11 protein-coding genes and 1 pseudogene are annotated in these 14,270 nt (G+C 57.0%); 3 read left to right on the forward strand and 9 right to left on the reverse strand.

The genetic code is table 11. From position 1 onward, the window contains the following. Positions 1–39 precede the first annotated feature (39 nt). From HOP44_RS11655 to HOP44_RS11675, 5 genes are read right to left on the reverse strand one after another with little or no spacing between them, the layout of a single operon-like run. The gene (locus HOP44_RS11655) at positions 40–1,284 is read right to left on the reverse strand and encodes an ABC transporter permease (RefSeq protein ID WP_172253445.1); all 1,245 of its coding nucleotides are present in this window, start codon (positions 1,282–1,284) and stop codon (positions 40–42) included. After that, a complete protein-coding gene (locus tag HOP44_RS11660; protein WP_172253446.1) occupies positions 1,281–2,333 on the reverse strand; it encodes a hypothetical protein in 1,053 nt (350 codons plus the stop codon). Before HOP44_RS11660 ends, HOP44_RS11655 begins: the two co-directional genes overlap by 4 nt. A 9-nt stretch (positions 2,334–2,342) precedes the next feature. Continuing rightward, a complete protein-coding gene (locus tag HOP44_RS11665) occupies positions 2,343–3,197 on the reverse strand; it encodes an ABC transporter ATP-binding protein (RefSeq protein ID WP_172253447.1) in 855 nt (284 codons plus the stop codon). Beyond that, the gene (locus HOP44_RS11670; protein WP_172253448.1) at positions 3,184–3,891 is read right to left on the reverse strand and encodes a hypothetical protein; all 708 of its coding nucleotides are present in this window, start codon (positions 3,889–3,891) and stop codon (positions 3,184–3,186) included. The genes HOP44_RS11665 and HOP44_RS11670 overlap by 14 nt, the downstream gene beginning before the upstream one ends. After that, complete coding sequence (locus tag HOP44_RS11675) at positions 3,884–4,432, reverse strand: RNA polymerase sigma factor (RefSeq protein WP_172253450.1); 549 nt, start codon at positions 4,430–4,432, stop codon at positions 3,884–3,886. The genes HOP44_RS11670 and HOP44_RS11675 overlap by 8 nt, the downstream gene beginning before the upstream one ends. A 217-nt stretch (positions 4,433–4,649) precedes the next feature. Between HOP44_RS11675 and HOP44_RS11680 the strand changes: the two genes are divergently transcribed. Then, complete coding sequence (locus HOP44_RS11680) at positions 4,650–5,957, forward strand: ABC transporter substrate-binding protein (RefSeq protein ID WP_172253452.1); 1,308 nt, start codon at positions 4,650–4,652, stop codon at positions 5,955–5,957. Positions 5,958–6,337: 380 nt separating this feature from the next. Here HOP44_RS11680 and HOP44_RS11685 read toward each other — a convergent pair whose 3' ends face one another. Further along, positions 6,338–6,868, reverse strand: a complete 531-nt coding sequence (locus HOP44_RS11685; RefSeq protein ID WP_172253454.1) for a pyruvate kinase — start codon at positions 6,866–6,868, stop codon at positions 6,338–6,340. A 160-nt stretch (positions 6,869–7,028) separates the two neighbouring features. Between HOP44_RS11685 and HOP44_RS11690 the strand changes: the two are divergent. After that, positions 7,029–7,157: pseudogene (locus tag HOP44_RS11690) on the forward strand (arginase family protein); the annotation flags it as partial. A gap of 81 nt (positions 7,158–7,238) precedes the next feature. Here HOP44_RS11690 and HOP44_RS11695 read toward each other — a convergent pair. Beyond that, positions 7,239–9,920: a putative bifunctional diguanylate cyclase/phosphodiesterase gene (locus tag HOP44_RS11695; protein ID WP_246369748.1), complete on the reverse strand. Its 2,682-nt coding sequence runs from the start codon at positions 9,918–9,920 to the stop codon at positions 7,239–7,241. A 248-nt stretch (positions 9,921–10,168) separates the two neighbouring features. After that, positions 10,169–11,143 (reverse strand): aldo/keto reductase, encoded by a 975-nt coding sequence (locus tag HOP44_RS11700; RefSeq protein ID WP_216667556.1) that lies wholly within the window; start codon positions 11,141–11,143, stop codon positions 10,169–10,171. Between the two features lie 305 nt (positions 11,144–11,448). Between HOP44_RS11700 and HOP44_RS11705 the strand changes: the two genes are divergently transcribed. After that, positions 11,449–11,829: a DUF2750 domain-containing protein gene (locus tag HOP44_RS11705; RefSeq protein ID WP_172253456.1), complete on the forward strand. Its 381-nt coding sequence runs from the start codon at positions 11,449–11,451 to the stop codon at positions 11,827–11,829. Between the two features lie 180 nt (positions 11,830–12,009). On the opposite strand, the gene HOP44_RS11710 is transcribed toward HOP44_RS11705, so the two are convergent. Beyond that, positions 12,010–13,959, reverse strand: coding sequence for an FAD-dependent oxidoreductase (locus tag HOP44_RS11710; protein WP_172253458.1), 1,950 nt, complete (start codon positions 13,957–13,959; stop codon positions 12,010–12,012). Positions 13,960–14,270 lie beyond the last annotated feature (311 nt).

Genomic DNA, 14,270 nt, shown 5'->3' on the forward strand with positions numbered 1-14,270 from the left:
TCTCTCCTTTGTGACGATTATGCGGGCACGGGCAGCCTTTTACAAAATGTCCGCTTTCCGTTCGCGCGCCGCGACGATCACCGCTGCCAGCAGTCCGGCCGCCGCCAAGACAACGCACAGAATCAGCTCGGGCATGACGACGCGGCCGTGCAGGATGCTTCTGAACAATGCGTTGCGAGGGTCGAAAGGTTCGCTGATCGCGCTCAAATACAGCACCCAGAATGCAAGACCGAGCGGAACAATCTTGAGTACTGCGCCTATGATGTTCGTGCTGAATTTCGCCAGTACGAACGCGAAACAGGCGGCCGTCATACTCAAGAGAACGATCATGACAGCAAGCAGAAGGAGATACTGCCCGAACGTGATCTCATAGAGGGATTGGATGCTGCCGTAATTCATGGACAGCATCGAAACGCCGAAGTAGGCGCTCATGTCGGTCGTAAGCAGCGCAGTGGCGCTCGCACCAATCGCCACAAGCGAAAATACGCAGGCGCTGACGGTTACCGCCGCCCACTGAATCAACAAGATCCGGCGGCCTACCGTAGATGAATATTGAAGCGGATGAATATGTCGTGCCCGATCGCGAGTCAGCGAAGGGGAGACGAGCAGCAGGGTCGCGAGAATGACGAACACGCCGACCACCGTTGAGTATCCCGATGCGGTACCCTTCAAATTGTAGGGGACCAAGCTGTTGTTATGTTTGGCCAGAATCTGCCGGGCAGCCTCTACAGCCACCGGCTGATTCTCATATTCGAGGTAATGCCCAATATTGCGTTCATACTCCGTATACGTATCGTTCAAGTTCGACAGCATCCCCAATCGAACATAAGGCGAAGTGAATTGTTTCTTGGGATCGTTCCAATATTCGTCAAGCCACAGTTTCCTATCCATCTGCATCGTGATTTCACTAAACTTCTCATATTCTTCCTTATCCATGCTGTCCCTATCTTGAGAACGAAAGTCTTCGTATTCCGCATAAGTCGAAATGCCGTTACCCGTGAACAGCGGATCGCTGGCGATCCAGTCGTCCAGTTCCCCTTCGAGCGCTGCTATTTTTCCCGAAATATCATAGTCGGCCAACTCTTCCGATTCTAACGTCGGACCATATTTGTCGAACATCTCGCGCTGATAAGGACCGAACGAGCTGGCGTAATGGCTCAGCGTTTTGTAAGTCTGCACATCTCCTCTCAGAATCGAGAACCAGACCAGCGCCGCGAACGCGGCCAACAAAGCCAGCACACGCCAACTCCAGATCTTCTTCAGTTCGTACAGAAAAAGTCTCAATGGATTTCCCTCCTTCTCAGCAGGTGGTAAGCGCCCCAGGCTGCAGCGGCAAAAGCGGCCGAGTAAGCGCACAGCCCCAGCGTTTCGAAGTTGGCCCACAACATATCCGCTCTGCCGTCGGTGAACCAGGTGCCGCTGTTTCTCCACAGCCACATCGGATTCAGCCCCCAGGCGCTTTTGAAGATCGAGCCGACGGGCAGAAACGGAGCACGCGCGATCAGATCGAAAGCGGCGAGTACGAAGACGGCCGCGCCGAAAGCTCCGTAAGCGCTGCGCAGTCCCGTACCGGCCGCAAAGCCGAGCAGGCAGCAGCCAAGCGCAAGCCCGATGCCGATCCCGATCGTCGCCCATAGATATTCCGCGACCGTCAGATCGTGCCAAGTAATAAAAGGTTTGGTCTCGCCCAGGGCATGATCGAATACGCTGGAGACATCGGCCTGCCACGGAACGGAGAAGTTGAACAGGGCGAAAAAAATCAGCAGGCTCGCACCGATTACGAACACGCTCAGCAGTGCCGATACGGTCAGCGAAGCGTAAAGCTTGGGCAGCTGTACCCGCCGGCCCGTCTTCGAAGCATAGATGACCGGCTCGGTGCCGCGCATCTGCTCGTAAGCGGCCGCCAGCAGGGCGGCAAGCAGCGCGAGCAGGCCGATCTCCTGGCTGATGAACTTCAATAATTTGCCGAACAGCAGCACCTGGAAATCGGACATTCGGCCGCTGAAGTAAACCGGAGGCTTCTCGCCGACCGCCGCTTTGCGATCGACGACAGGCTGGAGCTTGTCGTATTTATTGCGAATCCGCTGGGCGTTCGTTCCGTCGAGACGATACCAGCGAATGTAACTCTCGGCGATATCCGCCGTTCGATATCCTTCGAAAATAGGAACCGTTCGGGCGGCGACGGCATCGGCGGGTCGGGCCGTCTGACCCATCGGCTCAAGTCCGTCGCGCTCGACGAGCAGAAAAGTCAGATTGACCAGTACGCACAGCGCGGCGAGGCTTAGAATCAAAGGCGACAGCACCAGCTTTTTCAACTCGTAGAAGAAGATCATGGCCGCGTCCTATCGTTCTTCGTCCCGATAGACGTAGAGAAACACGTCTTCGAGATTGGGATTGACGCTCTGCGCGGATTCGCCGCAGTCGTGTTCGCTGGCAAAGCGGGTCACGGTCCGGCCGTTCTCCTGCCGCTCGGTCAGCAGCAGATGCGGTACCCGGATGTCTTCGATCGCATCCGTTTCGTAGACTTTGCCTGCCAGCGTCGCGCAGACGGCGGCCGGGGAATCCTGGGCGAACAGACGGCGGTCTTTGAGCAAAATAACGCTGCCGGCGATCGTCTCGATATCGGACACGATATGCGTCGATAGGATCACGATCCGGTCTTTGGACAGCGAGGAGATCAGATTGCGGAAACGGACCCTCTCTTTGGGATCGAGCCCGGCCGTCGGTTCGTCGAGTATCAGGATCTGCGGATTGTTCAGCATCGCCTGGGCGATGCCGACCCGCTGGATCATGCCGCCGGAGAATTTGCGCATTTTTTTGCCTCGGACCTCCGAGAGGCCGACAAGATCGATCAGCTCGTCGATTCGCTGCGCCGCCTGATCGCGTTTGAGGCATTTGACCGCCGCCATGTACCGCAGGAATTCGCGCGGCGTATGATTGCGGTAGTAGCCGAAGTCCTGCGGCAGATAGCCGATGAGCTCGCGGTACGACGCGTCGAGCGCCACAATATCGTCGCCGTGCCAGAGGATCTCTCCCCGAGTGGGAAAGATCAAGGTGGCGAGCATCTTGATCAGCGTCGTCTTGCCGGCGCCGTTGGGGGCGAGCAGGGCATAGACGCCCTGCGAGAATTCCAGATCGATATGTTCCAGAGCCGTGAAATTTCCGTATTGTTTGGTGACCCGATTAAGCGATAGCATAAGGTTTTACCTCCCGCAGCATTTTTGAGAGCTGCCAGACGAACAAGGCGGCGCCGATAACGGCGAATCCGATCGAGAGAGCGGCCGGCATGCCGCGCAGCAGATTCTCCCACCGTTCGCCGGCGGCAAAACCAAGCGCGAGGTTCGCGAATATCCACCCGGCTGTGAACAGCGCGTGGAACCATTCGTTTCTCGTTCTGTGCAGCATGGATAGCGATAGAGCCGAGCATACGAACAAGGCTGCCAGGCACAGCGGGAACAGCGAGAGAAACCCGCCTTCGCCGTTCGCGCCGGCGAAGGCGACGATCGCCGTCAAAACCGTGCCGGCGGCAGAGTAGACGATCACGCGCAGCGCGGCGATCTGCCGGATCGTGTACCGGCACGTCTGCTTGATCTCGTACAAGCCGCCGAGCCGCTCCGACGTTTCGGCGAACGAAACGGCAAGCAGCATGAGCAGCGGAGCGATAGCCACCGCGGCGGAAGCTCCGGATTCCTCGGGCATGAGCATAAACAATACAAACGCACAGCCGAACGTGAGCGCCGCGAAGAAGAGGCTGTACCCCGTGTCCCAGAAAATAAAACGCAGGCCCAATTCCCGCAGCATGGATCCGATCCGTTCTCCTGCCGCAGGCGGCTTGACCAGCCCCCGATCGAGAATGGTATCGATACTTGCGTTTTTGTCGAAGTCATTCATGATTCGCAAACTCCTTTCCAAGCTGGTTAATCAACCGATAATAACGGGATTTGACACTCCCTTCCGCCAGATCGACCATTTCCGCGATCTCCCGGAAGGTGCAGCCGCCGAACAGATGAAGCCGGAAGATCTTCTGGGTATCCGGCGGCAGTTCGCCCACGAACTCGAAGACCTGGGCGATAAATTCGTCGCTCTCCAGCTGTGTGGTGAAATCGCCGGCGTCGATCGGCTCGATGTCGTCAAGCGTCATCGTCATCGCCGAGTTGCGATAGGCGCGCGAGCGGTACCAATCGATCAATTTGTTGGCGGCGATCCGATAGATCCAGGTTCGGAAGCTCGCCCCTCCGCGCCCCTCGTAATGGCCGATAGAGCGGAGAATAGAGATGAAAATGTCTTGGGTCAGATCCAGCGCGAGGTCGTCGCTTGAGACCTGCCTGCGCACGAAACGGTAGATGTCGTCGTAATAATGCCGGACCAGTTGGTCGGCGGAGGCCCGATCGCCGCTTCGCCGAATCCGCTTGATGAGGCGCAGCTCGTTCAACCGCTCAACCTCCTTTTTCTGTGATTCTATCTGTATAGTCGGTAGGGGCCGCGGAATAGTTTCAGCAGGCTGCGGCTACTTTTTTACCCCTAACAGGCCGCTTATGTACATTCTGCCCGGGCCTCGTCCTGCCCTAAAATAGCGGTAACGGGCGCGGGCCGAGCTTTCTTTCGGAAATGCCGATCCGCTTCACTTTTCGAATACAGGGGGTACGAAAATGTTCAAGAAAATGTTTGCCCTGCCGGCGGTACTGCTGCTCGGCACGTCGCTGCTGGCCGGCTGCGGAAGCAGCCCGGCGGCCGATACGGGAAGCACGGGATCGACGGGAGAAGCCGCCGCCGACCAACCGGTGACGATCAACATGTTCACAGCTTCGCCGGAGTATACGGATGCTTTCAATGCCTATATCGAAGAGTACAAGAAGGTCAAGCCCAACGTAACGATCAACCTCGAAATCATGCAGGCCGATTACAACACCGTCCTCAAATCGCGGATTGCCGCAGGCAGCACGCCGGACGTGTTCCAGACGACGGCGGGCGGGGATATCGATACGTACGCCGACTACAGCGCCGATCTGACGGACGAACCGCTCGCGGCCGCGATGACCGACGCCGTGCGCGCCAATATGAGCTCGCTGGACGGCAAGGTGCTGGGTCTTCCGGTCAAAGGCAATCTGTTCGCGATGATCTACAACAAAGACCTGTTCGAGCAGGCCGGCATCACCGAACCGCCGAAGACGATTGCCGAGATGGACGATGCGATCGCCAAACTTGAAGCCAAAGGAATCACGCCTTTTGCGAACGCGTACAAGGAATGGTGGGTCTGGAAGCATGTCTTCCAGCACTATGTGGACGCTGCCGCGGAGGATGCCGGCATCACCGCGCAGGAGCTGGTGAACAAGTTCATCAAGGGCGAGACCGCGTTCAGCGAATACCCGCTGCTGACGGACAATTTCTTTGCTTTTATCGATACGACCGTCGCGCACGGCACGGACAAACCGCTTGAGCGCGACAGCAACGCCGAAGTCAGCGATTTTGCATCCGGCAAAGCGGCCATGATGACCGGCAAAGGCGCCTGGGACGAAGAAGCGATCATGAAGATCAGCCCGGACTTCAAGATCGGCATCATGGGTTACCCGGTCAGCGACAAAGCCGGGCAGTCCCGGATCATCACCGGTGCCGACCAGGCGCTGCGCATCAACAAAGATTCGGCCGCGGCCCCGCAGACGATCGAATTCTTCAACTGGCTGTACACGTCGGAATACGGCAAGAATTGGTTCTCCCAGGTCGCCAAAGTCATTCCGCCGATCCGGGACGCGCCGCTGCCTGATCTGCAGATGCCCAAAGAAATGGATGAGATTCTGAAGAGCGGCAAATCCGGCGACTTGGCCGTCAACTATTCGCTCGACACCTTCCACCAGAAATTCGGCGAGATCATGCAGGCGTATATCGGCAAAAACAAAACGAAAGAACAGGCGATCGAGGAGATTCAGCAGGCTTGGATTCAGTTGGGATCGTCGCAGTAATATCGATTAAAGTCAAATAGAGCCGGAAGTTCGCCCTCTCGATGATCGAGCGGAGTAGAACGTTCGGCTTTTTGTATAGACATTTATCACGGGATTCAACCGATAAATAGGATGTATTTGTAATTGCATAAAGGTAAAGGCGGTTGAAAAATGATCCGAATTTGCATCTGCGACGATGACCCGCTTCACCGTTCAAGACTGGAGGAGATTATTCTAGACCGTGCAAAGAGCCTCGGGAATATCGAACTGGATGTTGATATTTGTAAATCAGGTAGGGGCTTGCTAAGCGCGCTGATTTTATGGCAAGCATAATCCTAAAAAGGGTAGGCTTCTTGTAAGAAAGAAGCCTACCCTTTTTTAAGTCTGTTTTCTGGCATTCATCAGAGTTCCGGCCGGTACAAGTAAACCCCGCTGCCGTTCTGCGCGCCGAAGTAACGGAGATAGTGGCCGTTTTTGTACAGGTCGCGAGCCTGTTCGACCTGCTCGTCGTTTTCCAACTCGATATGTCCCGTCAAATACAGCATGACCAAATATTCCTCGAAGCGAAGGTTGCCGAGACGTATTTCTTCCTCTGCAATGCCGTGGAAGATCGTGATTTCGAGCGTCAGCATGTCGGACATGCCTATTTGCGTCGAGTTCATGACCCAGGCATAAGACGAATCTTCCGGTTCTTCTTCCGCATTTAGCCGCGCCAGCTTGGCTGTGCCGCGCGGGTCTTCGAAGACGTAAGCTCCTGCTGCATGTTCGAAATTCGCATGGGCATCTTTCCGTAGATCCGCGAAGCGCTCCAGGTCCACTTTTTCCGCATAATAAACCTCGGTCAACCGCTTATGAATCTGTTCGTCGCTAAACGTATTCGGGATATTCAAAGTCAGGTACTTCCCGTAAATCCGCCGAATATCGATGTACATGAAAGATCAGTCCTCCTTCGGCCGATGCTCCAGGCCCCAATCGCACAGCCCTTCCATCAGCGGCATCAGCTGCTCCGCTTTCTTGCGGGGCGGGAACAACCATGTGGATCTCGACGTGCTCGATCCGGCACGAGCCGTATACGTATTCGCCGCTGCCCGCCTGGCCGAGCTGCTGCGCGAACTGTCGGCGGACACGGATGTAGTCGGTCTGGGCTTCGCCGAACATATGCCATGGAACGCGATCCATCTGAAAAGCATGCTGGCGGAAATTCCGATTCTGAACGGGTAAGAGGAAAGAGGAGCCGCGCCGGCATACGCCAAAAAGCCTGAACAATGACCGGTTGCATGCGGCCCGCGTTCAGGCTTTTTCTTACAAACCGGGAACCGGCTGCGGCAGACTTCCGGGTTCGTCGGGCGGAACGGCCCGGCCGAACAAAGGCCCCTGCATCCCGAACCGGGCGAACCCGCGCAGGATCGAAACCTGATCTTCGTTCTCCACGCCTTCGGCCGCCACCCGGATCTGGAGTGCCCTGCCAATGTCGGCGACCGAGGCGACAATCGCCTGTGCAACCCGGCTGCTGCCGATATGGCGGATCAGATCGGGATCTACCTTGAGGGTATCGACCGGCAGATCCTGCAAGCCGGAGATCATGGCATAAGGCGCCCCGCAGCCGTCGACCGATAACGATATGCCAAGCCGCTTGAGTGCATGCAGGCGGGGAAGAAGATGCTGGGGATTGCGTAGAAACGAAGCTTCCGGCAGTTCCAGCTCCAGCAGCTCGGGGTCTGCGCCGCTCTCGTCCAGGCAGTGTTTGAGAAGTTCGGGCAGATTGTCCTGTTCAAGCTGCGGGGAAGACAGATTAAGCGTGGTTTTAACCGGTGTGCCTTGGTCCTGCCAGCTCCTGGACTGCCGGCAGGCTTCATGCAGCATCCACTCGCCGATCGCCGGCATCAGTCCGATTTCCGCCGCGGCCGACATGAAGCGATCCGGTTCCAGCAGCCCGTATCCCGGCCGGTTCCAACGAATCCGGGCTTCGACGCCGGTCAGAACCTGGGTATCGGGATTGAACTGGGGTTCGTAATGGAGAGACAAGGCGTCGTTTGAGAGCGCTTCGGCGAGATCCTGTTCCAGGACCAGTTTGTCGAAGACCCACGAAGCCGAATCGCCGAACAGCCGGTAGTGCCCTTTGCCGCCGTCTTTGACCTGATAGAGGGCGATATCGGCTTTCTTCATCAGGCCGACCGCCGTCGTATCGTCGGCCGGGTAACGGGCGATACCCATGCTCGGCGTTCCCGGCACCTTGCGCCCGTCGATATCGTGCGGGAGGCTCAGTTCATCCAGAATGCGCCGCGCCCGATTCTTGACATCGTCAATGCCCAAGATGTCCTGAAAAAGCAGCGTAAATTCGTCCCCGCCCTGACGGGCGATCCTATCGCCTTTGCGCATGCAGGAGCGAAGGCGATCCGCGACCGAGACGAGCAGTTTGTCGCCGACATCGTGACCCAGCGTATCATTAACGCTCTTGAAGCGGTCCAGATCGATAAAGACGACGGCCAGTTCCTTGTGTTCGGAATCCGCTTCGGTCAGGGCCTGTTTGAGCGCCTCGTCAAAAGAAGTCCGGTTGGCGAGATCCGTCAGCGGATCGTGGTAGGCCAGGCGGCTGATCTTGGCTTCGTTGCGTTTGTTTTCCGTAATGTCTCTGCCGATGCCGAACAATCCCACTACCCGGCTGCCTACCCAGATCGGAATGCTGGTGATGCTTACTTCGTACAGCTGCCCCGCCCGATCCCGGATCGTAACTTCATGCCGCCTCGACTGTCCTTCCCGACGCTGCTTGGCTTCTCCCCATATTCCGGCCGAAGAAGGATCGTCAATAAAGTCCGTGTAGGACATGCCTCTCAGTTCCTCGCCGGTATAGCCGAGGATCTCCGCGCAGGCTCCGTTTGCACTGTCGAAATTTCCGTCCAGATCGAGCGAATAGACCGCGTCGGGATGATAATCGAACAGGGAGCGGTAGCGCTGTTCGCTGATCTCGAGCTCCTGCGTCTTTTCGTACAGATTCTGCAGCAGACGCCGGTTCTCCAGCAGAATGAATACTTGGCGGGCGATGACGAGCAGGATCGAGATTCCGCATCCGATCATGAGGGGATCGATCCGGCCGGAATCCGCGACCATAAAGAGGAACAGGATAATGACGTTCATATAAGGAAACGCGACGCGGACAAGCTCCGTTTTCCGGTTCCGCTTGATAAGGTTCTCCGGCACCCGCGGTGCAGCTTCCGCAGTCAGCCGCCGCTGTTCGAGCGCGCCGGCACCGCCGATCAGCAGCAGACTGAGCGTAAACAAGGGATCGACCAGATTGCCCATCGTATAAGCGTCATGCGAGACCAGATAGAGATAGACCGAATTGGCCGCCGCATGAACGACCAGGCCTCCGACGACCAGCAGCACAAGCTTGTCCGCGAAGATCTGCCGGGCGCCCCAATACAGGCTGACTGCGCCGAGCAGCAGGGCAAGGTCGCCGACCGGATACACCAACGAGACGGCCAGATGAAGCATGTCGGCGTCCCCGGTACTCAGCAGCGGATCGATCAGGAAATGCCAGCTGAAAGTGGTGGCGACCGTCATGACGATCAGGACGTCGAACAGAAGGCGAAGAGCGCGGTAATTCCGCTCAAGCCGGGTGAACGGATAGATGAAAGCGGCCAGATAGAAGACGATTTGAAGAATGAAGAAGACGTCCGTCCAACCCGGAGAAGGCGGAGAAATCCCCAGTACGGCTTCGTCGTACAGCCAAAGCGTCTCCGCAGCCAGATAGCTGAAAGTGCCCAGCGAAAGAAAGATCCAAAAAGATTTCCTCTCGCGGCTGCTTTTTCTCGCCGCACCCGTCAGCCATATGACCGCGATCAGATTGCCGGCGCCCGAGAAGAAGCTTCCCCCCATGGCGGAGAGGTCCGGACTGTTTTTCCAGAGGCCGATCCAGGCGTAATAACCGAGAGTAAATATTATGATAAACATGCCAAGAGCGATGTGTTTGTTACGATCCGTCATGGTCTTCGAGCTCTCCTGTCTAGTTCGGTATGATGCTAAAGCTCTGGTTCTATAGTCTATTATAAACAGGATTGCCAAAAAAACGACTATTCAAGTAAGCAATCGGAAAAACCGGTCCGGTGCGTTCTTCCCTGCCGCCTATCTCTGTGGCGGCCTAGGCGGCATTCGGCAAAAATTCTACAAAAAAAGTCCGCTGGCAGGAGCCGGTTTACGGTTCCCAGCGGCGGACTTTGCGTCATAGCCAAGGGTCAGGCGTAGAAATTCCGTGCCCAACGGTGCGCCTTCAACTTCTCGAGCCGTTCCTGCGGCAGTCCCCGTCCGTCGCCGATCGGCATGTTGCGCTCGACATTGCGAACGCTTCGCATACCGGGAATGACAGTCGAGACAGCCGGATGGCTCAGCACATAACGCAGCGCGGTCTCGGCGATTGCGTCCTGTTCGATGCCGAGTTCCTGCGTAATCTTCCGTACGCGTTCGTACACTTCGCGCTTGCGGTCTCCGCGGAAATAGCGGCCGCGGAAATCGCCTTCCTCGAACTCCGACTCCGGCGTAATGCTGCCGGTCAGCCCGCCTTCGTCAAGCGCCACACGCACGATCACGCCCACATTATGCTCGATGCAGGCCGGCAGCAGGTTGTCTTCCGGCGTTTGCTCGAAAATGTTGTAGATCACCTGTACCGTATCCACTAGACCGCTCTCGATCAGTTTAAGGGCATTATCCGGTTCGTAATCGTTGATCGACACGCCGAAGTAGCGGATTTTGCCCTGCTCTTTGAGCTTTTGCACGCCTTCCAGCCAATCGCCCTGCGAGGTCCATTCATCGGACCAGACATGGAACTGCTGCACATCGATCGTATCGAGTCCCAGATTGCGCAGGCTGGTCTCCGTAGAGGAGATAACGTGTTCGGCGGTAAACGTCTCGCTGGACGGAACGCCCGCCCGTGCCGGCCACTGTCCGTTGGCGGGAGGGATCTTGGAAGCGACGTAGACGGTCTCGGACCGCTCGCGCATCACCTGTCCGACCAGCTTCTCACTGTGTCCGTCACCGTATCCGAGTGCCGTGTCGATAAAATTCAGACCCAGATCGATCGCGCGGTGCAGCGCCTTCACGGACTCGTCGTCCTGCGCCCCGAGCCATCCCGAATTGCCGATGCCCCATGCGCCGTACCCGATCTCCGATACCTGAAGTCCCGTTTTGCCCAGCGTTCTGTAGTTCATGTCCATTATTGGTTTACGCCTCCTTGGCTGTCGTTCGAGTGGGTGACAAAAGATCGAAACGCTAATCTTTAACCCGGATCGGTCCTTTTGATAGAAAGAATAGGCCGGTTCAGCGTATTTTTTTGCAAAAGAGGCCCGAACAAGCGAAGCCGGATCGCCGATACTGTCATCTTCCTGCCGCTTATGGTTAAATGATAAGAATAACGAGACAAGTCCGGGGCTTCGATCTCGCGTGAGCGCGGCTTTCCGACAAAGGCACAAGCGAAGCGCGGAAGAAGCTTTTTCGACGATTTGGCCATACGGGAGGACTTATGAACCTAAAAGAATTCAATGCGACCGTCAGCCGTCCGGCCGATCTGCGCTACGAATATTTCGTGGAAAAAACGGCGGATTCCGAGATGCTCTGGGGATTGTACGAAGAGGGTTGGGCCATGACGAACGATCTGTCCGGCGCGGCTCTGCTGCCCCTTTGGCCCAAGAGCGAATTTGCGCTTCACTGCGCGATCGACGAATGGGCGGGATATTCCAGCCGTCCGCTGGATCTCCGCGCCTTTATGGAGAAGATCCTGCCCCGGCTGGAGCAGGACGGCGTCCGCACGGCTATCTTCTACAACAACAGCGATTCGGCGATCGTGGAAGCGGATAGGCTGCTGAAGGATCTGGAAGCGGCGCTGGGCAAAAGAGGGAAGTAGCGGCGGGTACGAGAGGCACGATAAAAAAGGCAAAAAGCTTGGTCGGGTCCGTAAGCGGGCTTGACCAAGCTTTTTTGAGGTAACCGTATAGGCTGCGGGTTCTATCGGAAGGCTCTCCCGGCTTCGAGCGGCGATTTCTCGAAAGCCTGCAGGCGTCCGCAAAGTCCCGGAGCAGCCCCGCTATTTCAAGGGAGTTTCCGATTCGTCTTCCGGCAGAAAATGCGGGGCCAAATCGCCGATCAGCGAATAATAGTCGCCGTTCGTAAGCTTCTCCTTGTCGGCGATCCGATCCAGAGTCTCCTGTCGGAGCCAGCCGTCCGCGACTAGGATTTCCAGGGCTCCGCCTTCCGGTGGGGACAGATCCATCGCGCTTGCGATCAGCTTGGCCGCCGTCTCCAGGGACAGCGGATCGGTCGACGTTCCGTCCGTGCCGGCCAGCGCCGACTGCATGTCTCCCGGGAAAAAGTCCGGATGCAGCGAACGCATGACGCGTACCGCATTGAAGAAACGCCGGACATTGGCTTCGTTGTCCATCCCCCATCCGTCGTTGTTGTAGCCTCCGGATGTCAGATACATATTGGCCGCGATCAGCATCCCCGGATAATCTTTGTGCTGCATGAACGCCGGCTGCGGCAGATCCGGCATGGACAGATCCATCCCCTGTTTGCGCAGCCGCTGCTGCAGCGCTTCGACCTGCTCCTTCGAGCCGGACAATTCGCGCAGGCTCATATTTCCTTCAAGGGCAAGCTTGACCGCGGCGCCTGCGGCTTGGCCTGTCGCCATGCCGACGGGGATGGTCCGCGCGCTGCCGTGCGGCACGGTGTCGAACCCGGCCGAACGGCCCACGACGAGCAGACCGTCCACGCCGCGGGGGACAAGCGTCCGCAGCGGCACGCCGTATTGGCTCGGCTGCATCAGCACGGTACCGATCCGTCCGTCGCTTGTGCTCTGGATATCGACCGCATAGGAGCCGTAAGCGATATCGTCCCAATGCGTGCGGTTCTCCATCACGTCGGCCAGCTTCAGCCGGTATTCGGCTTGGAGATGGCGCGATTCCCGCACATACAGTTCGCTTGCGACGCCGTCATACTCCAGCGAAGCCATCTCGGGGAAACGCTGTTTGAGGAATTCGACGATCTTGGGCGCCTCCTGCGTTCCGACCGCGATTCCCTGCCGCACCGACTCGGGATCGAGCGGATCGACGCCGAACAGCAGCAGGGCATTGATCAGAATCGTGCCGTCGTTCTGACGCCCGATATTCAGGCCCCGCATTTTCACTTTGGCCGGGTCGCTCGAGACATACTCCTGGGCTTCCTTGTAGCCCCAGGAACTCATCCGGTCGATTCCCGCATCTTCGCGTTTGCCGAGCTTTTCCCAAATTTCCTGCGTCATGCCGCTCATGCGGAAGACGAGGGTGGACGCCATGCGGCTGTTCGTATCTCCGATGTCTTCCCGTCCAACCGTAAACTCGGCGCCGGCGTCGGCCGCAACGTCGGCGTTTTGCGTCGCGTCGATCACGGCGGAAGCGAGCACCTTTTTGCGGCTCCCGTCTTGGAGAGTCAGATTCATGCCGGTCACGGCGATGCGGTCGCCCCGCGTTTCCGTCAGCGGAACCATGGCCTGCGTTTTCATCAGCAGATCGATATTGGATTCGGCTTTGACCATGCCGTAGAACAAATTGGCGGCCGTGTTCACATCAAACGCGGACTCGCCGAAATGATCGTACCATTCATAGAATAGGCCTTTATTCAATTGTTTTTTCTCACGCAGCTGCGGCAGAAATAACGGCTGCTTGGGAGAATAGCTGGGGTCGATCATATTGAGCCAGCCGACCGTCATGAGCCCGCCCAGCACGGATCGGTCGTGTCCGTCGACAAGCAGGACCTTCAAGCCGTTTCGGGCGGCGGATACCGCGGCTGTGACGCCTTCGGGATCTGTTCCGGCCACGATCACATCGTAGCGGTCCGCAATTTCGGTAACGGAGACAACAGGCAGCGGAGCTTCCGGTTTGCCGTGATTGACGAGTCTGGCATGCTCCAGGTAGCGGAGCGTCAGGAATCCCGCGAGGCCCAGGACCAGAATGGCGGCAACGGAGAGGGCGACGACTTTTTTCCGGTTTCTCAAACGCATTTGAATGTGCAATTCCTTTCTTCGATTCGGCGGTACAGCCGCATTTGCGCAGGGTTTTTTCCGCACGCATGGTTTGACTATATCGGTTTTTTTCCAGCCGGACAAGGTTTGATCATTCATTTCGAAGAGAGGGTTTTTCCGTAAAAAGCCCGGATTTTTCTATAAAAAGTTCGGAAAAAAGCCCGTTTTCCGTTGAAAAAACCGAAATAAAAGAAAATTCCGAGCAAAAAGCTGCTTAAACAGGAATTAAGACTTATATATTTAGGTCTAATTGCATAGTAGGATTGGGTAGCATTACGGATTTTCGGGAT

Source organism: Saccharibacillus deserti (assembly GCF_013618475.1).
Taxonomy (GTDB): Bacteria; Bacillota; Bacilli; order Paenibacillales; family Paenibacillaceae; genus Saccharibacillus; species Saccharibacillus deserti.